Annotated in this window: 18 protein-coding genes and 1 riboswitch; of the genes, 8 read left to right on the top strand and 10 right to left on the bottom strand. The window is 42.9% G+C overall.

Annotation, left to right across the window (positions count from 1 at the left end; genetic code table 11):
* Nucleotides 1–56 precede the first annotated feature (56 nt).
* A riboswitch (TPP riboswitch) is annotated at nucleotides 57–169 on the top strand.
* Nucleotides 170–310: 141 nt separating this feature from the next.
* From thiC to thiH, 6 genes are all read left to right on the top strand, one after another.
* On the top strand, nucleotides 311–2,284 hold the full coding sequence (gene thiC, locus RB151_RS01995) for a phosphomethylpyrimidine synthase ThiC (protein ID WP_048605394.1): 1,974 nt from the start codon (nucleotides 311–313) through the stop codon (nucleotides 2,282–2,284).
* Nucleotides 2,268–2,933, top strand: a complete 666-nt coding sequence (gene thiE, locus RB151_RS01990; protein WP_042849031.1) for a thiamine phosphate synthase — start codon at nucleotides 2,268–2,270, stop codon at nucleotides 2,931–2,933. The genes thiC and thiE overlap by 17 nt, the downstream gene beginning before the upstream one ends.
* A gap of 70 nt (nucleotides 2,934–3,003) precedes the next feature.
* Complete coding sequence (locus RB151_RS01985; protein WP_042849032.1) at nucleotides 3,004–3,762, top strand: HesA/MoeB/ThiF family protein; 759 nt, start codon at nucleotides 3,004–3,006, stop codon at nucleotides 3,760–3,762.
* The gene (gene thiS / locus RB151_RS01980) at nucleotides 3,750–3,950 is read left to right on the top strand and encodes a sulfur carrier protein ThiS (protein WP_048605395.1); all 201 of its coding nucleotides are present in this window, start codon (nucleotides 3,750–3,752) and stop codon (nucleotides 3,948–3,950) included. The genes RB151_RS01985 and thiS overlap by 13 nt, the downstream gene beginning before the upstream one ends.
* A gap of 2 nt (nucleotides 3,951–3,952) precedes the next feature.
* A complete protein-coding gene (locus RB151_RS01975) occupies nucleotides 3,953–4,723 on the top strand; it encodes a thiazole synthase (protein ID WP_042849034.1) in 771 nt (256 codons plus the stop codon).
* A complete protein-coding gene (gene thiH, locus RB151_RS01970) occupies nucleotides 4,720–5,841 on the top strand; it encodes a 2-iminoacetate synthase ThiH (protein ID WP_071547632.1) in 1,122 nt (373 codons plus the stop codon). Before RB151_RS01975 ends, thiH begins: the two co-directional genes overlap by 4 nt.
* A gap of 58 nt (nucleotides 5,842–5,899) precedes the next feature.
* Here the strand turns inward: thiH and RB151_RS01965 are convergent, their stop codons facing one another.
* Nucleotides 5,900–7,201 (bottom strand): uracil/xanthine transporter, encoded by a 1,302-nt coding sequence (locus RB151_RS01965; protein ID WP_048605399.1) that lies wholly within the window; start codon nucleotides 7,199–7,201, stop codon nucleotides 5,900–5,902.
* An 868-nt stretch (nucleotides 7,202–8,069) separates the two neighbouring features.
* On the opposite strand from RB151_RS01965, the gene pepT reads away from it, so the two are divergent.
* Together pepT and dcuC are read left to right on the top strand one after the other, a co-directional pair.
* The gene (gene pepT, locus RB151_RS01960) at nucleotides 8,070–9,323 is read left to right on the top strand and encodes a peptidase T (protein ID WP_042849037.1); all 1,254 of its coding nucleotides are present in this window, start codon (nucleotides 8,070–8,072) and stop codon (nucleotides 9,321–9,323) included.
* Nucleotides 9,320–10,693: a C4-dicarboxylate transporter DcuC gene (gene dcuC / locus RB151_RS01955; protein WP_042849038.1), complete on the top strand. Its 1,374-nt coding sequence runs from the start codon at nucleotides 9,320–9,322 to the stop codon at nucleotides 10,691–10,693. The genes pepT and dcuC overlap by 4 nt, the downstream gene beginning before the upstream one ends.
* Before the next feature lie 70 nt (nucleotides 10,694–10,763).
* Here dcuC and RB151_RS01950 read toward each other — a convergent pair whose 3' ends face one another.
* From RB151_RS01950 to secE, 9 genes are all read right to left on the bottom strand, one after another.
* The gene (locus tag RB151_RS01950; RefSeq protein ID WP_080750949.1) at nucleotides 10,764–11,636 is read right to left on the bottom strand and encodes a hypothetical protein; all 873 of its coding nucleotides are present in this window, start codon (nucleotides 11,634–11,636) and stop codon (nucleotides 10,764–10,766) included.
* A 423-nt stretch (nucleotides 11,637–12,059) separates the two neighbouring features.
* Nucleotides 12,060–16,280: a DNA-directed RNA polymerase subunit beta' gene (rpoC, locus tag RB151_RS01945; protein WP_042849041.1), complete on the bottom strand. Its 4,221-nt coding sequence runs from the start codon at nucleotides 16,278–16,280 to the stop codon at nucleotides 12,060–12,062.
* Between the two features lie 109 nt (nucleotides 16,281–16,389).
* Complete coding sequence (gene rpoB / locus RB151_RS01940) at nucleotides 16,390–20,418, bottom strand: DNA-directed RNA polymerase subunit beta (protein WP_042849042.1); 4,029 nt, start codon at nucleotides 20,416–20,418, stop codon at nucleotides 16,390–16,392.
* Nucleotides 20,419–20,776: 358 nt separating this feature from the next.
* Complete coding sequence (gene rplL / locus RB151_RS01935) at nucleotides 20,777–21,145, bottom strand: 50S ribosomal protein L7/L12 (protein ID WP_042849043.1); 369 nt, start codon at nucleotides 21,143–21,145, stop codon at nucleotides 20,777–20,779.
* Nucleotides 21,146–21,205: 60 nt separating this feature from the next.
* On the bottom strand, nucleotides 21,206–21,703 hold the full coding sequence (gene rplJ / locus RB151_RS01930; RefSeq protein ID WP_042849044.1) for a 50S ribosomal protein L10: 498 nt from the start codon (nucleotides 21,701–21,703) through the stop codon (nucleotides 21,206–21,208).
* A gap of 329 nt (nucleotides 21,704–22,032) precedes the next feature.
* Complete coding sequence (gene rplA, locus RB151_RS01925) at nucleotides 22,033–22,734, bottom strand: 50S ribosomal protein L1 (RefSeq protein WP_042849045.1); 702 nt, start codon at nucleotides 22,732–22,734, stop codon at nucleotides 22,033–22,035.
* Between the two features lie 4 nt (nucleotides 22,735–22,738).
* The gene (gene rplK / locus RB151_RS01920) at nucleotides 22,739–23,167 is read right to left on the bottom strand and encodes a 50S ribosomal protein L11 (protein ID WP_042849046.1); all 429 of its coding nucleotides are present in this window, start codon (nucleotides 23,165–23,167) and stop codon (nucleotides 22,739–22,741) included.
* 177 nt (nucleotides 23,168–23,344) lie between these two features.
* Nucleotides 23,345–23,890, bottom strand: a complete 546-nt coding sequence (gene nusG, locus RB151_RS01915; protein ID WP_004264378.1) for a transcription termination/antitermination protein NusG — start codon at nucleotides 23,888–23,890, stop codon at nucleotides 23,345–23,347.
* On the bottom strand, nucleotides 23,891–24,277 hold the full coding sequence (secE, locus tag RB151_RS01910; RefSeq protein WP_042849047.1) for a preprotein translocase subunit SecE: 387 nt from the start codon (nucleotides 24,275–24,277) through the stop codon (nucleotides 23,891–23,893). It lies immediately after the preceding gene.
* Nucleotides 24,278–24,361 lie beyond the last annotated feature (84 nt).

Raw genomic sequence — 24,361 nt, 5'->3', positions numbered from 1 at the left:
CGAGTGCAGCCAACGCACTTATCGCTTGAAGAATGACGAGGAAGGCTTATACTGATTAATTCTTGTCGGAGTGCCTAGTATGTGAAAACATCAGGCTGAGACCGTTAATTCGGGATCCGCGGAACCTGATCGGGTTAATACCCGCGAAGGGAACAAGAGTAATCATTTAGCGCAATTATCACTGCCTTGTAAGGTGATAAATTAGCCGCAATATCTTTTTATTACTCCTCCGAACTCCTGACAAGCAACTTTCTTTCGATAAACCCGCTACACAAAACTGTGATAGCCGAGACAATGTCAGGAAATTGCTATGTCCAATAATACACAACAAAACGTCATCCCTACTGCAGACTTATCGCCACAAGCGGCACCGGCACGTACACGTAAAGCTCAAAGAGATGCAGCAGAAAACTTTATTAATACAGTTTCTGGCGTATCATTCCCTAACTCTAAACGCATTTATTTACAAGGTTCTAGAGAAGATATCCAAGTCCCTATGAGAGAAATTCAACTCTCTCAAACTTTAATTGGGGGTGATAAAGACAACCCACAATTTGAAGATAACGAACCTGTTCCTATCTATGACACTTCTGGCCCATACGGCGACCCAACTTCTGAGTTAAATGTCCACATAGGCTTAAAAAAAATTCGAGCCCCTTGGATAAACGAGCGAGCAGATACCATTACCGTAGAAAGCTTAAGCTCAGACTTCACACAACAACGCTTAGCAGATGCAGGCCTTGACCATCTCCGCTTTAACAACCGCCCTAAACCATTAAAAGCGCAAAATAATAAATGTGTCACCCAATTACATTATGCGCGCAAAGGGATAATTACCCCAGAAATGGAGTTTATTGCTATTCGTGAAAATATGGGCCGCGAACGTATTCGCGGCGAAGTGTTATTACAACAACACCCTGGACAGGCTTTTGGGGCAAATTTGCCCGAAAATATTACACCTGAGTTTGTCCGCCAAGAAGTGGCGGCTGGTCGAGCAATTATTCCTGCGAATATTAACCACCCAGAATCTGAACCCATGATAATCGGTCGCAACTTCTTAGTTAAAGTGAATGCGAATATCGGTAACTCATCCGTGACTTCATCTATCGAAGAAGAGGTGGAAAAACTGATTTGGTCAACCCGCTGGGGGGCTGATACCGTTATGGACCTATCAACTGGGCGTTATATTCACGAAACTCGCGAATGGATTTTACGCAATAGCCCTGTGCCTATCGGGACGGTTCCTATTTATCAAGCGCTCGAAAAAGTAAATGGTGTAGCTGAAAACCTAACTTGGGAAATGTTCCGCGATACCCTGCTAGAGCAAGCCGAACAAGGTGTTGACTACTTTACCATCCATGCGGGAGTGCTACTACGTTATGTACCAATGACGGCTAAACGCCTTACGGGAATTGTCTCTCGCGGTGGCTCTATCATGGCAAAATGGTGCTTATCTCATCACCAAGAAAACTTCCTATACGAAAACTTCCGCGAAATCTGTGAAATTTGTGCCGCTTATGACGTTTCCTTGTCATTAGGCGATGGCTTACGTCCAGGATCAATCCAAGATGCGAACGACGAAGCACAATTTGCTGAACTTCATACCCTTGGCGAGCTGACCAAAATTGCATGGGAATATGACGTCCAAGTAATGATCGAAGGCCCAGGTCACGTCCCGATGCAAATGATCCGCCGCAACATGACGGAAGAATTGGAACATTGTCACGAAGCCCCATTCTATACCTTAGGGCCACTCACGACAGATATAGCTCCGGGTTACGACCACTTTACCTCGGGTATTGGTGCAGCAATGATCGGCTGGTTTGGCTGTGCGATGCTTTGTTATGTAACACCTAAAGAACACTTAGGGTTGCCTAATAAAGACGATGTAAAACAAGGGCTAATCACCTATAAAATTGCCGCCCATGCCGCTGACCTTGCCAAAGGCCATCCCGGAGCACAAATTCGAGATAACGCCATGTCTAAAGCGCGTTTCGAATTCCGTTGGGAAGACCAATTCAATTTAGCACTTGACCCTGAAACCGCACGCAAATACCACGATGAAACCTTGCCACAAGCATCTGGAAAAATTGCGCATTTCTGTTCAATGTGTGGGCCGAAATTCTGCTCAATGAAGATTTCCCAAGAGGTCCGCGACTATGCCGCTAAAAAAGAAGCTGGTATGGAACAAATGTCCGAAGCATTTCGCGCACATGGCAGTGAGCTTTACCATGGTGCTGAAATCGTCAATGCAGAGGTGACTAATAATGAAAAAATCGCCTAGCGCTGTCACTATTCCTAGTACACCTTTTCCAGCTACCGAAAAATACCTCGGGCTTTATCCTGTTGTCGATTCGGTTGAATGGATTGAACGCCTGCTCAATGCAGGTGTTTCCACCATCCAATTGCGCATCAAAGATAAAACTGATGAAGAAGTACGCGATGATATTCAACAAGCAATTGCCTTAGGGAAAAAGCATAACGCCCGGTTATTTATCAATGATTACTGGCAATTAGCCGTTGAATTAGGAGCCTACGGCGTACACTTAGGCCAAGAAGACTTAGAAACCACGGACTTATTGGCAATTCATCAAGCAGGCCTTCGATTAGGCATTTCAACCCATGATGAACATGAACTAACCATCGCAAAATCAGTGCGCCCTTCCTATATTGCGATGGGACATATATTTCCAACACAGACCAAAGAGATGCCATCTTCCCCTCAAGGATTGGAAACATTAAGGCAAATGGTTGCTGCAACACCTGACTACCCAACCGTCGCAATCGGGGGAATTTCTATCGACAGAGTTCCTGCAGTGCTTGCGACCGGCGTCGGTAGTGTTGCCCTCGTGAGCGCAATTACGCTGGCTGACGATTGGTTAGCCGCAACACAGACACTGTTAGATTTAGTTGAAAACAAGCGTTTATATTAATACTTGATAATCATGGAGTTATTGCGATTTCTCGTAATTTCTCCATGATGATAACTCGAAAGGATCTATCATGTTGAGTGACCAAGAATTTATGCGTTACAGCCGCCAGCTCTTACTCGAAGATATCAGCCCTGAAGGTCAGCAAAAGCTCAAAAATAGCAAAGTGCTGATTGTTGGATTAGGGGGATTAGGTTCACCTGCCTCTCTCTATTTAACTGGGGCTGGTGTAGGGGAACTATGGCTAGCCGACCATGATGACTTACATGTATCTAATTTACAAAGGCAGGTTTTATACGATAGTGACGATATTTCGCTATCAAAAGCTCAGTTAGCAGCCAATAGACTCAACCAGCTCAATCCGCTGGTAAAAACACATGTCATAGCCCAACAACTTGATGTTAAAAGCTTAATTCCATTAGCTGAGCAAGTCGATCTTGTCCTTGATTGTTGTGACAATATGGCGACCCGCCATGCAGTCAATGCCGCCTGTGTTATGACAAGTACTCCTCTCGTTAGTGGTAGTGCTGTTGGGTTTGGTGGGCAACTGATGGTGCTCGAACCGCCATTTCGTTCAGGCTGTTATGCATGCCTCTACCCTGAACAAAGCGAACCGGAACGTAACTGCCGCACCGCCGGTGTCCTAGGCCCTGTCGTCGGTGTTATTGGCACATTACAAGCATTAGAAGCCATAAAACTCCTTGTCGGCCTTCCTTCCTCTTTGAGCGGTAAGTTGCGGTTATTCGATGGCAAGCAGCAGCTCTGGAACACATTGCAACTCTCTCCATCCTCGCAATGCCCAATCTGTAGGGAGGAAATATGCATATCATAATTAACGACCAACCCATGGATTTTGATGCACCGCTTACGGTCAATCAATTGTTTGCCGCTCTTCAACGACAAACAGCAGGAACCGCACTTGCCATTAACCAAGTGATTATTCCTAAAAGTCAGTGGGATTCTCATGTCATCAATGACCAAGACAATATCTTGTTATTTCAAGCTATCGCTGGGGGCTAATGATGTTAAAAATTGCAGATTTTACTTTTCAATCACGTCTGTTTACTGGAACAGGCAAATTTGCCAGCGCGAGCCTGATGCAAGATGCTATTCAAGCCTCAGGGAGCCAATTAGTGACTATGGCAATGAAACGTATTGATTTACGTGGAAAAAATGATGGTATCTTACAGCCACTTCAAGAACTTGGCGTAAAACTATTACCCAATACCTCTGGAGCAAAAAACGCACAGGAAGCCATTTTTGCCGCACAACTCGCCCGTGAAGCATTAGGCACTAACTGGGTTAAACTCGAAATTCACCCTGATATGCGTTATTTGCTACCAGACCCAATTGAGACCTTATTGGCCGCAGAACAATTAGTTAAAGAAGGCTTCGTCGTTCTACCTTATTGCAGTGCAGATCCCGTACTTTGCCGACGCCTTGAAGAAGTCGGTTGTGCTGCAGTTATGCCGCTAGGTGCACCTATTGGCACCAATAAAGGCTTAGCTACGAAAGAAATGTTACGCATTATTATCGAACAAGCTACTGTGCCTGTTGTAGTAGATGCAGGGATTGGTGCTCCCAGCCATGCGGCAGAAGCTATCGAAATGGGGGCCGACGCGGTCTTAGTCAATACGGCAATTGCTGTCGCTAAACAGCCGGTCTTAATGGCAAAAGCCTTCAAGCTCGCCGTCGAAGCCGCTGAACTTGCTTACCAAAGCGGGTTAGCTGCGCCTCAACAACAGGCTCAAGCATCTAGCCCATTAACCAGTTTCTTGGGAGCATTATCATGATCCCGAGTTTCAAAGAACGCTTAGAAACACTGAATTGGGATGATATTACACTGCGTATTAACAGCAAAACGTCTCATGATGTGGAACGGGCTTTAGCCAATGATGTGCTCACACTCGACGACTTTATGGCATTGCTATCGCCTGCTGCGCAGCCTTTCATTGAAACGATGGCGCAAAGAGCACAAATGCTGACTCGTCAACGCTTCGGCCATGCAGTTGGGTTTTACGTCCCACTTTATTTATCGAATTTATGTGCAAATGACTGTACTTATTGTGGTTTTTCAATGAGTAATAAAATAAAGCGTAAAACCTTAAATGATAATGAGATAATTAATGAATGCGAAACCATCCGTAAAATTGGCTTTGATAGCTTATTATTAGTCACAGGTGAGCACCAAAATAAAGTCGGAATGGATTATTTTCGTCATACACTCCCAATTATTCGCCAATACTTTAGCTCGTTAATGATGGAAGTACAGCCATTGCACACTGACGAATATAAGGAATTGAAATCATTGGGGCTTGACGGGGTAATGGTCTACCAAGAAACCTACCATGAACCGACCTACCAATTACATCACCTAAAAGGTAAAAAACAGGATTTTCACTGGCGTTTAGCAACACCTGAGCGCTTAGGGGAAGCGGGTATCGATAAAATTGGCTTGGGCGCTTTGATTGGTTTATCAAATAGTTGGCGTACTGACTGTTATATGGTGGCTGAGCATCTACTGTATTTACAACAATATTACTGGCAGAGCCGCTATTCTATCTCATTTCCACGCTTACGCCCTTGTGCGGGGGGAGTAGTCCCAGCATCGATTATGAATGAAGCGGAACTCGTCCAGCTTATCTGCGCCTTTCGCATCCTTGCGCCCAATGTAGAGCTATCACTTTCTACACGTGAATCCCCCTACTTCCGTGACCATGTTGTGCCTCTCGCAATTAATAACATAAGTGCTGGCTCGAAAACCCAGCCGGGTGGATATGCGGATACCAAAGAAGAATTGGAACAATTTTCGCCAAATGATAATCGCAGTGCAGCACAAGTCGCAGACGTACTTGTTAAAGCAGGGTTACAACCTGTTTGGAAAGATTGGGATGGTTATTTAGGACGCTAAGTATCATCAGTATTAATGGAAAGCATCCCATTAATACTGATTAATTTTGTTTTTATTCCTAAGCAATTTTATCCCAGTTAATCGTATTTTCTAAAACCAATGCCAATATGATCCCCATTAATAAACCATTTCCTAACAGAGAGCTGAACATAATGGGTAAGGAATCCAGTACAGCTGCGGGCGCTGACATTAAAAATATGCCAATAAAAATAGGTAAGGCAAGACGATAGATGTTGCGTGCGTTCAGTTTTATATCTGCGAGAAATGAAAACGACGAAAAAAGTAAAGGTAGATAAGTCGCTAACATGACCGCACTTCCGATAGCAAGCGGTAATGAACGAAAAAACTGCGTTAATATGGCAACCCCACCAACACAAAATAAGATCAGACTACCGATACAAAAAGAGAGCCGTGAACTGTCTTTGGTTTGCGTAATTAACCCAATGGAGGAAACAAAAGGAGAATAAGGCACTACCCCTATCGGGGCCGACAACATAGTGACCAAACCCGACATAATAAAACTTCGGCGATATAAGGACTTAGTCGGTAATGAATGAGGATAAAACACATCCGTCCCCCGCATAGCCCCAAACGTGTTTGACGTATTTAATATTCCAGCCAAAATAGCTGTGAGTACAATACTGATACTGATTTGATCAGATTTTCCTAATGGAAATAACATCCATTGGGCAGAAGAAACTGATGACACTGTATTACCAAATAGCCCGCTATATGTAACCCAACCAATAATGGTCCCCATTAATAGTGCATACTTACTGATATTCGGAGGCAAATAAATAATCACCCCAATAACAAAAATAAGTACTGCTAATGCCAGAAAGAAAACTGGGTAATTAACTGTAACACTGTCCCCTGCTACACCAAAAGGTAAACCTAGCATCCCTTTTAAGAAAATAGTGACTAACTGGGCCCCAAGTAAAAACATAAATACTACAAGTACCCCAGGTTTAAATAATTTAGCTAGCCAACCACCTACCCCACTTAGACCAATTAAAACAGTCAGTAAGCCAGACAAAAAAATACCAATAGCTAAGCTCCACCCCACCGTCTCAAGCGCTGTTCCTTGCATAGATTCTGATAATGTCACCGTTAAAATAGTTGCCCACCATAACCCTGTAGGACCTTCCATTACAGCGCGTTTATGACCTAAAAAAGTTTGAAGTAGACAGGCTAATGCCGTTAAGAGAAAAGCATATTGCGTGATCACAAATGTGGTCTGTGACGATAAATGGAAAGCGGATTGTAATGTAGGGGGAATAACGACCGTGTTACAAAAAATAAAAAAGAACCATTGAAAACCAGAAATAATATTATTTTTTTTAATGAGGGAATATTGCATATTGGTTCCTTGCTTTATCTTACTTAGCGTACTACAGCGTAGTAATATTTAATTTTTGTTCTATCTACTTAAGTATTTTCAATGTTATCTATTTGCATCATGACAAAAAAATAGCGCAAGTACCATTAAAATACATTTTAATCTATATATTGAATTTTATGGTCTCTTTATATTAATTAATCAATTTTATTTATTCATTATTAGGTTATCGATAAATTTACCATAGTATAAATCAAACCACCTTCACGTATTTTTATAATCACATATAAAAACAAGATACTCCTTTTTAGATTACATCTTCTATAATCTTCGTTTTTTTTCGAAAACGAAAATTAAGTAATAACACTTAAATGTATGATTATTATAAAAATAATCTCAATATAAAAAGACGTTCACGATGTAAAGAATTAGCTTTTTGTACTTAATTATTGTTATAAGTTAGAATTAATATCTACTTAAAGTTGTATTTATATATTGTAAAATTAACATATAAAATTAACTATATTATTTAAAATATTTTTATTCATTAAGAAGGATGTCTTTATTAATATATTTAAGATAAGTGAATAGGAAATAGTTTGTTAAATATAACATACAATAGAAGGATAGTTATTACGCTTTAATATCAATACATTAACAATAAAACATGAGGGTGAAATAAAGTATCTCATTTTAATTCATTACGCAAATAAAGCCACTATTAATTATCAAATTTATATTGTAACTAGCATTTCTTAAAAAAAATGAACAGGTCTGATATTCAAAACCTCTTTCTTCGTGATAAAAGAATGATGTTGTGAAATCAAATTACAACCGCAGAAAAAACTAATGTAAAACACATTCGATAAAATATCGGAGAATTAAAAGAATGAATATTGTTGATCGGTTTATTTCTTATACAAAAATTAACACCACCACTGACAGGGAAAAGGGCGCAGCTGGGATCATGCCATCTTCAGAAGGACAGCGCGTTCTAGCGAAACAACTTGTTCAAGAGTTAGAGGCTCTTGGCGTTGAAGATATTAAATTGCGAGATACGGCTATTGTTACCGCCACTTTACCTTCCAACCTTGATTATGATGTCCCAACAGTCGCTTTCTTCGGCCACTTAGACACCAGTGCAGAACAAACCAATGACACTAAAGCACAGATTTTGCCATACACTGGCGAAGACCTATGCATGAATAAAGAACTCAATATTTATCTACGTAAGAGTGAGTTCCCTGAACTGGTGAATTACATTGGTGATGACATCATCGTCACCGATGGAACCAGCCTATTAGGCGCTGATGATAAAGCGGCAATAGCCTCTATCATGGATATGCTGCAATATTTCAAACAAAACCCAGAAATCAAACATGGCACCATCAAAATTGGCTTTGTTCCAGATGAAGAACAGGGGCTCCGCGGCGCTAAAGCTTTTGATGTGCAAGAATTTGGGGCGGATTTTGCTTATACATTAGACTGCTGCGGGATAGGTGAATTAGTGTATGAAAATTGGAACGCTGGCGATGCCGAAATTATCTTTACCGGTAAATCAGCACACCCAATGTCTGCAAAAGGTAAATTAATCAATTCACTATTAATGGCGCAGAAGTTTATTGCTATGTTACCAGGCGGTGAAGCACCTGAATATACCGATGGCCGTGAAGGTTATTATTGGGTAAAACAAATGTCAGGTAACAGCGCACGTACTGTCCTAAAAATGGATGTGCGTGATTTTACAGAAGAAGGTTACCGCACCCGTATGGCTTTCTTAAAAAAATTAGCAGAAAGCTGTGAAGGTTTATGGGGTAAAGAGAGCGTTGTTTGTAAATTATCAGACCGTTATTCTAACGTTTATAACAGCTTGCAAGGTGAAAACCGCTACCCGATCGATATCGCCGTTGAGGCGTACCAAGCTTGTGGTATCACGCCTAAAGTGATCCCAATGCGTGGTGGGTATGATGGTGCAGCATTGTCACAAAATGGCTTGCCTTGCCCAAATATTTTCACTGGTGCACATAATTTCCACTCCATCTATGAATATTTGCCAGTAAAATCACTGTATGCTGCAAGTGACGTATTAAAACAAGTCGTACAAATTACTGCTGAGCGCTTCAAACCAGGAGCTAAAGCATGATCCCAATTCTAACGGTGCTGATTATCGTTGTTTTGGTTGCGCGGTTTATTTTGAAGGGATACAAAGCTGAACCAGTATTATTAATTGCTGGTTTAGTATTGATGATATTCACCCTAGCCCTTGGCTGGGGGCCTATCCTCCCTAAAAATGTCGCCACCACAGGGATAACTTGGCTCGACCCATTTGAGGTCATGCGTGATTTATTCAGTAGTCGCGCTGCTGATCTCGGTTTAATGATCATGGCATTGATGGGCTTTGCGCACTATATGGACCATATCGGTGCCAATGAAGCGGTAGTGCGTGTTGCAACCAAGCCACTGAAAAATATGCGTTCACCTTATGTACTACTATTTTTCTCTTTCTTGTTGGCGAGTATCTTGCAATTAGCCATTCCATCAGCAACAGGCTTGGCCGTATTGTTAATGGGTACCATGTTCCCAATCATGATTGGCTTGGGGTTATCACCGGCATCTGCGGCTGGGGTTATCGCGACATCCCTTGGTGTTGCCTATACACCAACGGCGATTGATGCTATCCGTGGCGCAAAAGCTGTTGATATGTCTGTCGTTGAATATGTACTTTATTACCAAGGCCCTGCCGCATTAGCAACCGTCCTTGTTGTAGGAATTACACATATATTTTGGCAGCGCCATTGTGACCGTAAACAAGGCTTTGTACCAGAGATTGGAAAAGCGGTACAGTCTCACGAAAAAGAAGAAAACAAAAAATCCGTACCCGGATACTATGCATTTCTTCCTATGTTACCTATCGTGATGGCTGTTGGTACTTCAAACTTATTCTTTAATGGTATTCACTTGGATGTCGTCACAATCGTATTAATTGCTATGGCAATCTGTATGGTGATTGAAACTGCACGAGTCCGTAATTTCAAAATAGTTTGTAATGGCTTCCAAACCTTTTTAAATGGAATGGGCCATGCGTTTAGTAATGTCGTCGGGTTATTAGTTGCGGCTGGTGTTTTTGCTCATGGTATTAAAGTCAGTGGTGCTATAGACCAACTTATCCTTGGTGCAGAATCAGTCGGCTTACCGCCATTTGCAATGGCAATTGTGTTTGCCTTAGTCACTCTTGCTGCAGCAATTATTATGGGTTCAGGTAATGCACCATTCTTAGCATTCGTGGAGTTAATCCCACAAATTGCTCACAGTATGGGCGTAAACCCAATCGCTATGATCCTGCCGATGCAACAGGCTTCTCATATGGGGCGTGGTATGTCCCCTGTTGCGGGGGTTATCATTGCGGTTTCCAGCGGAGCTAAACTACAACCTTTCGATGTAGTCAAACGTACTGCTGTACCATTGATGGTCGGGTTTGTTGCCCACTGTGCAATTATAGGTATTTTTTATTAATCACGAAACTTATCAATAATAATGACAAAGCGGGAAAATATTCCCGCTTTTATTTTTTAATAACATAACATTAATGCTGACACTGGCATGGCTCATCATGTTTTGTATCTGAGTCTATTGGGCAACAAGAGTTGATTGTTTTATTGATGATATTGGATAATGTGTTTACCGTATTAATGATTAATGGCAAGTTGTCACACACCGCATCACAATTTAATAAACCTTTATCTGGTTTTACTGGTGGGGTTAAGCTATCGCACAGTATTTCCTGTAAAACCAACGAGAAATTCGCAATTCCTGTGGTGTAAATGTACGCACGTCCGTCGGTTTCTTTGGCGAGTCGTTCATACTCTCTCGTCACGTTATCTCTATCAGCAAGAGTTGGAAAACGATCTAGATTGGTGGGGCTATCGTCTGGTGTACCTTGGTAGGTATATACTTTAATTCCTCTTTCTTGAGCCACAGATATAGCTTCATTATTTTTGGCGATAGCAGCACGAGTGAGAATTCCGCCGCCCCCTTCCATTCCTTCATCACCCAATACAAAGATAGCCCTACGAGCATCATCGCGCCAATCAAAATGTTTACTAATATCAATAACCGCGCGACATAAATCCTCTTTATTTCCAGCGTGATCTCGCCCGTCAGATTCTTTAAACGGCAATCTAGCTTGCAGTTCCCTTTCGTTTGCACCTATCTTGATTAAATATTCGCTGGCAGATTGATCAAACTTTGTGTTTGCCCAATTCCCTTCTATGCCTAAAAATGTCGCTCTAAGATGGGATGGACACTTTGCTGATGCCGCTTCAATCGTCGCATCAATCTGTTGACTTAAATCCCCTGCTTCATCAGCCATTGAACCGCTGGTATCAATAATAACGACTAAATCTAAAGCAATAGGGCCGTTACCTGTCACTATTTGTGCTGTATTTTTATTATGCATAATAGATGCTTGGGATGTCTGGATATTCGGAGGGAAAATACTATCTTTACTATTATCTATATTTTTATTCAAAATGATTATCCTATCGTTTATTAATTAATATTTTTATAATTAAAACTTATTAATAATAAATTAAAAGTGAAATTATAAGTTTATCGTCACACATCGGAGATAAACATTATTAATTTATTTTCCTCAATAATCACTTAATTTATAAAATCAGCTTATAGTTAAATTTAACATTCAATATTAAATTTAATTAACGCTATTATTTATAAATAAAAATCAAAATAATAATACAGCAAGTCATATAGCTACCAATTGAATAATTAAAAATACTATCGGTTGATATTTAATTTATATATAAAAAAACCGATGCACATAAGGCATCGGTTTTTTCTAGAAAACTAAGACTAATAGGTCTTAATTTTTGTCGCTAGTAAAGCCAGCGTTTAACAGTTCAGCTAAGTTCGCTGTTGCTTCATCTGCACTCACTTGTGGAGCTTCCACAACATCATTCAGATGACGGCGACGGATACGGTCTTGGTGATACGCAAAACCAGTACCTGCAGGGATCAGACGTCCAACAATAACGTTTTCTTTCAGACCACGCAGTTCGTCACGTTTACCAGCAACCGCTGCTTCAGTCAGTACGCGTGTTGTTTCTTGGAACGATGCTGCCGAGATAAAGGATTCTGTTGCCAGAGATGCTTTAGTAATACCCAACAGGTCACGAGCATAGTTAGCTGGAATTTTACCTTCAACTTCCAGTTTACGGTTAGAAACTTTAACACGTGAGTACTCAACTTGTTCACCTTCGAGGAATTCTGAACTTCCAGCATCCGCGATGGTAACTTTACGCAGCATCTGACGCACGATAACCTCAATGTGTTTATCGTTTATCTTAACGCCTTGTAAGCGGTAAACTTCCTGAACCTCGTTAGTGATATAACGTGTCACTGCATGAACACCACGCAGACGCAGAATATCATGTGGAGATTCTGGACCATCAGAAACAACATCACCGCGTTCGACGATCTCACCTTCAAACACGTTGAGCTGACGCCATTTAGGGATCATCTCTTCGTATGGATCACTACCATCTAATGGTGTGATAACCAAACGACGCTTACCTTTGGTTTCTTTACCAAACGAGATAATACCGCTAATTTCAGCCAAGATAGCTGGTTCTTTCGGACGACGAGCTTCAAACAAGTCAGCTACGCGTGGCAGACCACCCGTGATATCTTTTGTACCCACAGATTCTTGTGGAATACGTGCTAAAGTATCACCCGCGCTGATAGCAACACCATCATCTAACTGAACAATCGCTTTACCCGGTAAGAAATACTGAGTTGGCATATCAGTGTTAGGAATAAGAACATCGTTACCTTTTGCGTCAATAACACGCAAAGCAGGACGTAAATCTTTACCACCACTAGTACGTTCAGCGCTATCCAGTACAACGATTGAAGACAGACCAGTTAATTCATCAGTCTGACGCGTCATCGTTTGACCATCAAGCATGTCAGAGAAGCTGATAAAGCCTGAAACTTCACTGACGACTGGCATCGTATGTGGATCCCAGTTAGCAACAGTTTCGCCACCTGTTACCGCAGCGCCATCGCCTTTCGTCAAGTGCGCACCGTAAGGGACTTTATAGCTTTCTTTCGTACGACCGAACTCATCGATCAGGCGAAGTTCTGTATTACGTGAAGTAATAACCAACTTACCTTCTGAGTTAGTAACATATTTCGCGTTAACTAATTTCAGCGTACCTGTGTTACGAACTTGAATGCTAGATTCAGCTGCCGCACGAGATGCCGCACCACCGATGTGGAACGTACGCATCGTCAACTGTGTACCCGGCTCACCGATTGATTGTGCCGCGATAACACCGATAGCTTCACCTTTGTTAATGATATGACCACGAGCAAGGTCACGACCATAACAGTGAGCACACACACCGAAGTCAGTTTCACAACTTACTACTGAACGAACTTTAACGCTGTCGACTGAGTTAGCTTCTAACAAGTCACACAGTTTTTCGTGCAGTAATGTGTTACGTGGAACTAAAATATCCGCAGTACCTGGAACCAGAATGTCTTCTGCAGTCACACGACCCAGTACACGCTCACGCAGTGGTTCTTTCACGTCACCACCCTCGATAACCGGAGTCATCAGGATACCTTCATGAGTACCACAGTCGTCTTCAGTAACAACCAAGTCCTGTGCAACGTCAACTAAACGACGAGTCAAGTAACCGGAGTTCGCTGTTTTCAATGCAGTATCGGCAAGACCTTTACGCGCACCGTGCGTCGAAATAAAGTACTGGAGAACGTTCAGACCTTCACGGAAGTTTGCCGTGATTGGTGTTTCGATGATTGAGCCATCTGGCTTAGCCATCAGACCACGCATACCCGCTAGCTGACGGATCTGAGCAGCAGAACCACGAGCACCGGAGTCGGCCATCATAAAGATACTGTTGAAAGAAACTTGTTGTTCTTCTTCACCATCACGGTTAATAACCGTTTCAGTTGACAAGTTTTCCATCATTGCTTTTGCAACGCGTTCGTTTGCAGCAGCCCAGATATCGATAACTTTGTTATAACGTTCGCCTGCTGTTACCAAACCAGATTGGAACTGTTCTTGAATTTCAGCAACTTCTGCTTCTGCTTCTGCGATGATCCCAGCTTTTTTCTCTGGAATAACCATATCGTCGATACCAACCGATGCACCAGAACGTGCCGCATAGGCAAAACCGGTGTACATGATTTGGTCAGCAAAAATAACGGTTGGCTTCAGACCCAATACGCGGTAGCAGGTGTTCAGCATTTTGGAAATCGCTTTCTTACCGAGTGCTTGGTTAACCAATGCATAAGGCAGACCTTTCGGTACGATCATCCATAAAATTGCACGACCAATCGTGGTATCAACTAAACCAGTATTAATCGTAATGTTACCTTCCGAATCTTTAACTTCTTCAGTGATACGGACTTTAACACGGGCATGCAGTGATGCATGACCTGAACGGTAAACACGCTCAGCTTCTTTAGGGCCGGCTAACACCATGCCTTCGCCTTTCGCGTTTACACAGTCACGAGTCATGTAGTAAAGACCTAATACAACGTCCTGAGAAGGAACGATGATAGGCTCACCACTTGCAGGTGACAGAATGTTGTTTGTTGACATCATCAACGCACGTGCTTCTAACTGAGCTTCCAGAGTTAGAGGAACGTGTACCGCCATTTGGTCACCATCGAAGTCGGCGTTATATGCCGCACAAACGAGTGGGTGCAATTGGATAGCTTTACCTTCGATCAAGATAGGTTCGAAAGCTTGGATACCCAGACGGTGAAGTGTTGGTGCACGGTTCAGCATAACTGGATGTTCGCGGATAACTTCATCCAAGATATCCCAAACAACAGCTTCTTCGCGCTCAACCATTTTCTTCGCAGCTTTAATGGTTGTTGCCAGACCACGTAATTCTAATTTGCCATAGATAAATGGTTTGAATAACTCAAGTGCCATTTTCTTAGGCAGACCGCACTGATGCAGACGTAGGTATGGACCTACGGTGATAACAGAACGACCTGAGTAGTCAACACGCTTACCAAGTAAGTTCTGACGGAAACGACCTTGTTTACCTTTGATCATATCAGCCAAAGATTTCAGAGGACGTTTGTTAGAACCAGTGATAGCACGACCACGACGACCGTTATCTAACAGCGCATCAACCGCTTCTTGCAACATACGTTTTTCGTTACGTACGATGATGTCTGGCGCAGCCAGATCCAGAAGACGTTTCAGACGGTTATTACGGTTGATTACGCGACGATACAGATCGTTGAGATCGGACGTTGCGAAACGGCCACCATCCAATGGAACTAATGGACGCAGATCAGGTGGTAATACTGGCAGCACATTTAGGATCATCCACTCTGGTTTGTTGCCAGATTGAATAAATGCTTCCAGTAGTTTGATACGCTTAGTCAGCTTTTTACGCTTAGTTTCAGAGTTAGTTTCGTTTAACTCTTCACGCAGCGTTTCACACTCGTTCTCAAGATCGAGGTTTTTCAGCAGGCCTTGGATAGCTTCCGCACCCATTTTCGCATCAAATTCGTCACCGAACTCTTCTAGCGCATCTAAATATTGCTCTTCTGTCAGAATCTGTGCACGCTCAAGGCTAGTCATACCACCTTCAACGACGACATATGATTCAAAGTACAGAACGCGTTCGATATCACGCAGTGGCATATCGAGCAACAAACCGATACGTGATGGCAGTGATTTTAAGAACCAGATATGTGCAGTCGGAGAAGCAAGTTCAATATGACCCATGCGCTCACGACGGACTTTGGTCTGTGTAACTTCAACGCCACACTTCTCACAAATCACACCACGGTGTTTTAAACGTTTGTACTTACCGCACAGACATTCGTAATCTTTTACTGGCCCGAAAATACGTGCACAGAAAAGACCGTCACGCTCAGGTTTGAACGTACGGTAGTTAATGGTTTCTGGCTTTTTCACTTCACCGAATGACCACGAACGGATCATATCAGGTGATGCCAGAGCAATTTTGATCGCATCAAACTCTTCGGTCTTGGTTTGCGCTTTCAGAAACTTTATTAAGTCTTTCACAAAATGGCTCCTGTCGGAGTTAGACCTGTCAGGTGAGTGTTCAAAGCCACTCTCCCCAAATCCCAGTGCTTACATAGGCCGGAAGGCGAGCCCTCCGGCACAAAACGAATTACTCGTCTTCCAGCTCGATGTTGATACCCAGTGAGCGGATTTCTTTCAGCAATACGTTGAAAGATTCCGGCATACCAGGTTCCATCTGATGGCTGCCATCGACGATGTTTTTATACATCTTCGTACGGCCGTTAACGTCATCCGATTTAACTGTAAGCATTTCTTGAAGAGTATAGGCTGCACCGTATGCTTCCAGTGCCCACACTTCCATCTCCCCGAAACGCTGACCACCGAACTGCGCTTTACCACCCAGCGGTTGCTGAGTAACCAAGCTATAAGAACCTGTTGAACGGGCGTGCATCTTATCGTCAACCAAGTGGTTTAGTTTCAGCATGTACATATAACCAACAGTAACTTGACGTTCAAAACGCTCGCCAGTACGACCATCGAATAATGTAATCTGACCTGAAGTTGGTAGACCACCCAATTTCAGTAGTTCTTTGATTTCTTTCTCTTTCGCACCATCAAATACTGGTGTTGCAATTGGCATACCTTTTTTCAGGTTCTCAGCCAAACGCATAACTTCTTCGTCAGAGAAAGTGTTCAAGTCAACTTTCTGGCGCGGGTCATCACCTAAATCGTATGCTTTTTGGATAAACTCACGCAGTTTGGCAACTTCTTCTTGCTGTTTAAGCATAGCATTGATTTTCTCACCAATACCTTTCGCAGCCATCCCTAAGTGGGTTTCCAAAATCTGACCGATGTTCATACGTGATGGTACGCCCAGCGGGTTCAGAACGATATCAACTGGGTTACCGTTTTCATCGTAAGGCATGTCTTCAACTGGGTTGATTTTTGAGATAACACCTTTGTTACCATGGCGACCCGCCATTTTATCACCCGGTTGGATCTGACGTTTAACAGCCAGATAAACCTTAACAATTTTCAGTACACCCGGTGCTAAGTCATCACCTTGAGTAATTTTACGACGTTTCGCATCGAGTTTTTTCTCAAACTCAGATTTCAGTTCATCGTACTGTTCGGCTAACTGTTCTAACTGGTTTTGCTTCTCTTCGTCTGCTAAAGATAGCTCTAACCAACGATCACGAGGCAGTTTATCCAGTTTTTCAGCTTCAATTCCACCATTAACCAGTACAGAACGGATACGAGCAAACAGACCTGCTTCAAAAATACGCAGTTCTTCTGTTAAGTCTTTCTTCGCATCACGTAACTGAGTTTCTTCGATCTCTAATGCACGTTTATCTTTCTCTACGCCATCACGAGTAAATACTTGTACGTCAATAACCGTACCAGAAACACCGTTAGGAACACGTAAAGAAGAGTCTTTAACGTCTGATGCTTTTTCACCGAAGATAGCACGTAACAGTTTCTCTTCTGGCGTTAATTGTGTTTCACCTTTAGGTGTCACTTTACCGACCAGAATGTCGCCGCCTTTCACTTCTGCACCGATATAAACGATACCGGATTCGTCAAGTTTAGAAAGTGCAGCTTCACCGACGTTTGGAATATCCGCAGTGATTTCTTCAGGCCCTAATTTAGTGTCACGAGACACACAAGAAAGTTCCTGAATGTGAATAGTTGTGAAACGGTCTTCTTGAACAACACGCTCAGAGACTAAGATGGAGTCTTCGAAGTTATAACCATTCCATGGCATGAATGCCACACGCATGTTTTGACCAAGCGCTAATTCACCGAGGTCTGTTGAAGGACCATCAGCTAACACGTCACCACGTTCAACTGGTTCACCTAAAGATACACAAGGCATCTGGCTAATACAGGTATTTTGGTTCGAACGTGTATATTTGGTCAGGTTATAAATATCGATCCCAGCTTCACCCGGATACATCTCATCTTCGTTAACTTTAATCACGATACGAGAAGCATCAACGTACTGAACTGAACCACCACGTCTTGCAACAGCAGTAACCCCTGAGTCAACCGCTACTGCGCGTTCCATACCTGTACCTACCAACGGTTTGTCAGCACGTAAAGTAGGAACCGCTTGACGTTGCATGTTCGCACCCATCAATGCACGGTTAGCATCATCGTGTTCAAGGAATGGGATCAGTGACGCCCCTACAGAAACAACCTGTTGGGTCGAAACGTCCATATATTCAACTTGTTCACGGCTGAATAAGCTTGATTCACCTTTGTTACGACAAGTGATCAGTTCTTCAACAAAGCTACCATCATCACCTAAAACGGTGTTCGCCTGAGCAATGATAAAGTTGCCTTCTTCGATTGCAGACAGATAGTGAATTTCGTCAGTAACTAAGCCATCACGAACTAAACGGTATGGGGTTTCCAAGAAACCGTACTCATTGGTCTGTGCATAAACAGATAATGAGTTAATCAGACCGATGTTCGGGCCTTCAGGCGTTTCGATTGGACATACACGACCGTAGTGAGTTGGGTGAACGTCACGTACTTCGAAGCCCGCACGCTCACGAGTCAGACCACCTGGACCTAACGCAGAGATACGACGTTTGTGCGTAATTTCAGATAGCGGGTTGTTCTGGTCCATAAATTGGGACAGCTGGCTGGAACCAAAGAACTCTTTAACTGCCGCTGAAATTGGTTTCGCGTTGATCATGTCTTGTGGCATTAATGCATCAAGGTCGCCCAGAGAAAGACGCTCTTTCACTGCACGCTCAACACGGACCAGACCTACACGGAACTGGTTTTCTGCCATCTCACCAACAGAACGAATACGACGGTTACCTAAGTGGTCGATATCATCAACTTCACCTTTACCGTTACGGATATCGATGAGTTTACGCATAACATCAATGATGTCTTCTTCACTCAAGATACCAGAACCTTCGATTTCTTCGCGGTTCAGTGAACGGTTGAACTTCATGCGGCCTACTGCAGACAAGTCGTAACGGTCTTCAGAGAAGAATAAGTTTTCGAACAAGTTCTCAGCAGCTTCACGTGTTGGTGGCTCACCAGGGCGCATCATACGGTAGATTTCTACCAGTGCACTTAAACGATCGTTAGTTGGGTCGACACGAACGGTTTCAGAAATGTAAGCACCGTGGTCTAAGTCATTAGTAAACAATGTTTCGATTGTTTTATGACCTGACTGGCTTAAACGCGCTAACATATCTAAAGAAAGCTCCATGTTCGCTGCACAAATCAGCTCACCAGTACTTTCATCAATGTAGTCTCTTGCAACAACTTTACCTGCAATATATTCAACAGGTACTTCGATGTTACTAACTTCTTCTTTTTCTAACTGACGAATATGACGTGCTGTGATACGGCGGCCTTTTTCTACATAGACTTTACCGTTCGCTTCGATATCAAAAGAAGCTGTTTCACCACGTAAACGCTCAGGAACTAGCGTCATCATCAGTTTGTTATCGCGGATTTGGAAGACAGTTTTTTCGAAGAACAGATTTAAGATATCTTCAGTACTGTAATCCATTGCACGTAGAATAATGGTCGCTGGTAATTTACGGCGACGGTCAATACGTACAAATAGGTTATCTTTCGGGTCAAATTCGAAATCAAGCCATGAACCACGGTAAGGGATAATACGTGCGTTATATAGCACTTTACCTGAAGAGTGTGTTTTACCTTTATCGCTGTCAAAGAATACACCAGGGCTACGGTGTAACTGAGAAACGATAACACGCTCAGTACCGTTGATAACGAAAGTTCCGTTTTCAGTCATGAGTGGAATTTCACCCATGTAGACTTCTTGTTCTTTGATGTCTTTAACTGTACCTTCTGGCGCTTCACGCTCATAAACGATGAGACGTAATTTCACTCGTAAAGGTGCAGAGTAAGTTACACCGCGAATTTGACATTCTTTAACATCAAAAACAGGCTCGCCTAAACGATAGCTGACATATTGTAGTTCAGCATTACCGCTATAGCTCTGAATTGGAAACACAGAACGGAAAGCTGCTTCTAGCCCATTCTGGCCATCTGGATCTTGCTCGATAAACTTCTGGAACGAGTCAAGTTGGATAGAAAGGAGATATGGTATGTCCAAAACTTGTGGACGTTTACCAAAGTCCTTACGAATACGTTTTTTCTCGGTATAGGAGTAAACCATAGGTTTCCTCAGCTCGTTGATCAGTGACCCAAGTGGTTAGCTCTTTTAGTAAGAGTCTGAACCGCAACGCGTTTTTTATTAGAAACGGAAAATGAATACTTTCCTTAATACTCATTGCTATTACTCTTAAATCATTTCATTGCGTTACATTTGCTACCGAGCTACCCGAGCGGGTCGTAGCTAAGAACACAGTATATTAAGTCGTCAATAGAAAGAAGTATTGGAGGGTTGTTGTTAACATTAAAACTGCGTGAAAAGCTGTTAACACCCATCACGCTTTACAGCGCAAAAAGGCTGGTGATTAAAAAATCACCAGCCGTCAGCCTAAATAAACTAGGCTGCGTTCTTGAAGTTAAACTTATTTAAGTTCAACAGAAGCGCCTGCTTCTTCAAGAGCTTTCTTCAGAGTTTCAGCTTCGTCTTTGCTTGCGCCTTCTTTGATAGTCGCTGGAGCTGATTCTACCATGTCTTTAGCTTCTTTCAGGCCAAGACCAGTTGCGCCACGAACTGCTTTGATGACTGCAACTTTGTTGCCGCCAATACCAGTCAGAACAACATCAAACTCAGTTTTTTCTTCAGCAGCTTCAGCAGCAGCACCTGGTGCAGCAGCAACAGCAGCAGCAGCAGAAACGCCGAATTTTTCTTCCATCATAGTAATCAGTTCAACAACGTCCATTACAGACATTTCTGCAACTGCATCAAGGATTTGGTCTTTAGTGATAGACATAACAAGTGTTCCTAAAATTCAGAAATAGTTTATACGTTAAAAAGCAACGAAGGAAAGGGCTTATGCAGCTTCTTTCTGATCGCGCAGAGCAGCCAGAGTACGAACCAGTTTGCCGGCAGCGGCTTCTTTCATGGTTGCCATCAGGCGTGCGATTGCTTCTTCGTAAGTTGGGAGAGTTGCCAGACGATCGATATCTTTCGCTTGGATTAACTCACCTTCAAAGGCCGCAGCTTTAATCTCAAATGCTGGATTCGCTTTCGCGAACTCTTTGAACAGACGAGCAGCAGCGCCCGGATGTTCGTTAGAGAAAGCAATTAAGGTTGGACCAACAAACGCGTCTTTCAGTACATCATAAGAAGTACCTTCAACAGCACGGCGGATCAGTGTATTACGAACAACACGGATATAAACGCCAGCTTCGCGACCTGCTTTACGCAGTTCAGTCATTTTTGCTACAGTTACGCCGCGTGAATCAGCAACAACTGCAGAAAGCGCGCCTTTGGCTACTTCGCTGACTTCAGCAACAATCGCTTGTTTGTCTTGAAGATTTAGTGCCATTAGCTTCTTGCTCCTGGATTAACCGGGAAACCCCCGGGACTCACATCACTCAGACACAACATGTGTTTGAGCGCTAAAACACGGTGAGCAGAATCCAGAATAAAATTCTAGGTATCTCTGTCACCGTCTACGCAGGCAAATTAAGTAGCTATTAATAACTAATAAACTACACCTGCGGTCTTGGACGGGGTCTGGAAAGGCCAGACTCCATACCGAAATTCGTGGTTTGTTGAGCATATTTCTATACCCAACAAACTCAAGGCGTCAAATTCTATACAAAATTGACGCAAAGGTAAAGCCTAATTACCAATTAGCCAAAGCTATGGAAATTAAACTGTCGCTGATAAACCAGCTTGGTCAACAGCAACACCTGCACCCATCGTCGTAGACAGGCTAACTTTCTTGATGAAAACACCTTTAGCTGAAGCTGGTTTTGCTTTTTTCAGAGCAACCAACAGAGCTTCTAAGTTTTCTTTCAGTTTGTCAGCATCGAAATCAACTTTACCGATAGTGGTGTGGATGATTCCGTTTTTGTCATTACGGTAACGAACCTGACCTGCTTTAGCATTGTTAACTGCTTCAGCAACGTTTGGTGTTACAGTACCAACTTTCGGGTTTGGCATCAGACCACGTGGGCCTAAAACTTGACCTAATTGGCCAACAACGCGCATTGCATCTGGAGATGCGATAACAACGTCGAAGTCCATTTCACCAGCTTTGATTTTATCAGCCAGATCTTCCATACCAACCAGTTCAGCACCTGCAGCTTTAGCAGCTTCAGCGTTTGCGCCCTGTGCAAATACAGCAACGCGAACTGAACGGCCAGTACCGTGTGGCAGTACAGTAGCACCGCGAACGTTTTGGTCAGATTTACGAGCATCGATGCCCAGGTTGATAGCTACGTCAACGCTTTCTACGAATTTAGCAGTTGCTAATTCTTTCAGCAGTGCAACGGCTTCGTTGATGTCGTACTGTTTAGTTGCATCAACTTTCTCACGGATATTGCGCATGCGCTTAGTCAGTTTAGCCATTGTCTTAGTCCTCCACTACCAGGCCCATGGAACGAGCAGTACCTTCGATTGAACGCATCATTGCGTCAATATCAGCACCAGTCATGTCCGCAGCTTTAGTTTCAGCGATTTCGCGAATCTGAGCAGAGGTCACTTTACCAACTTTGTCTTTGTTAGGCTTACCTGAACCAGACTTAACGCCAGCTGCTTTTTTCAGCAGAACTGCTGCAGGTGGAGTTTTGGTAACGAAAGTGAAAGAACGGTCTGCATAAACAGTAATAACAACAGGAATTGGTAAACCTTTTTCTAGGCTGTCTGTTTTTGCGTTGAACGCTTTACAGAATTCCATGATGTTAACACCTTGTTGACCCAGAGCTGGACCAACTGGTGGACTTGGGTTCGCCATACCAGCTGCAACTTGCAGCTTAACGTAGGCTTGAACTTTCTTAGCCATGATATTTCCTCTAGATGGGTGATAGCGCCTTACGATTTGCAAGGCTCCCCGTTACATTAAACATGCCCCGCCCTATATTAAGCCAGTTAAGAGGCTAAATTGGCAAAGCATAAAAACAAAAGGCGCGAAATTGTAGTCAAATTTCACGCCTTTTGCAAGTCAGTTTTGTCGTTTAGATTAGGCTTTTTCGACTTGGCCAAAATCCAATTCGACTGGAGTTGCACGACCAAAGATAGAAACAGAGACTTTTAAGCGGCTCTTTTCATAATCGATTTCTTCAACAACACCGTTAAAGTCAGCAAATGGACCTTCACTAACGCGAACCATTTCACCAGGTTCAAACAGTGTTTTCGGACGTGGCTTATCACCAACTTGTTGTAAGCGGTTCATGATCGCATCAACTTCTTTATCGCTAATAGGTGCAGGTCGATCTGACGTTCCACCAATGAACCCCATTACACGTGGTACACTACGTACTAAGTGCCAAGAGTCATCGTTCATGACCATTTGGACTAAGACATAGCCTGGGAAGAATTTACGTTCACTCTTACGGCGCTGACCGCTACGGATTTCAACAACCTCTTCTGTTGGAACCATAACTTCGCCAAAAGAATCTTCCATAGCATGTAATTTGATATGTTCACGTAAAGACTGTGCTACGCGACCTTCAAAACCAGAGAATGCCTGAATGACATACCAGCGCTTTTTAGGTGAATCGGACATTTAGAATAACCTCAGGCTTGTAATAAATGAAACTAAACGCACCAGGATACCATCTAATCCCCACAGTATTAATGACATAACCGCCGTTACTGCGGCAACAATCAATGTAGTTTGTAATGTTTCCTGGCGAGTAGGCCAAATGACTTTTCTCATCTCAATGCGAGCTTCGCGCGCAAACGCCAGTGTTGCTTTACCTTTTGCAGTCCATAAAGCGACGGCACCCGCAATAGCGACAACAGCCACGACCGCAAAAGCACGCAGGGCGAGATTATATTGACGGAAGTAATAGTTGCCGACAATAGCAATTATTAATAGGGCACAGACAATTACCCATTTGAAGATGTCTGCACTGCGTCCACTTCCTTGAGCTTCGCTATTCGCACTCATAATTCAACCTGTTACCATGAAGTATGTACAAAGCCAGCTTGTTTACAAAGGTAAAACAAGCAAGCCAAACCAATAGAATATGCC

This window comes from Providencia rettgeri (genome assembly GCF_001874625.1).
Lineage (GTDB): Bacteria > Pseudomonadota > Gammaproteobacteria > Enterobacterales > Enterobacteriaceae > Providencia > Providencia huashanensis.
Note: the sequence above shows the minus strand (reverse complement) of the source record. Positions and strands in the feature narration are given on the sequence as shown.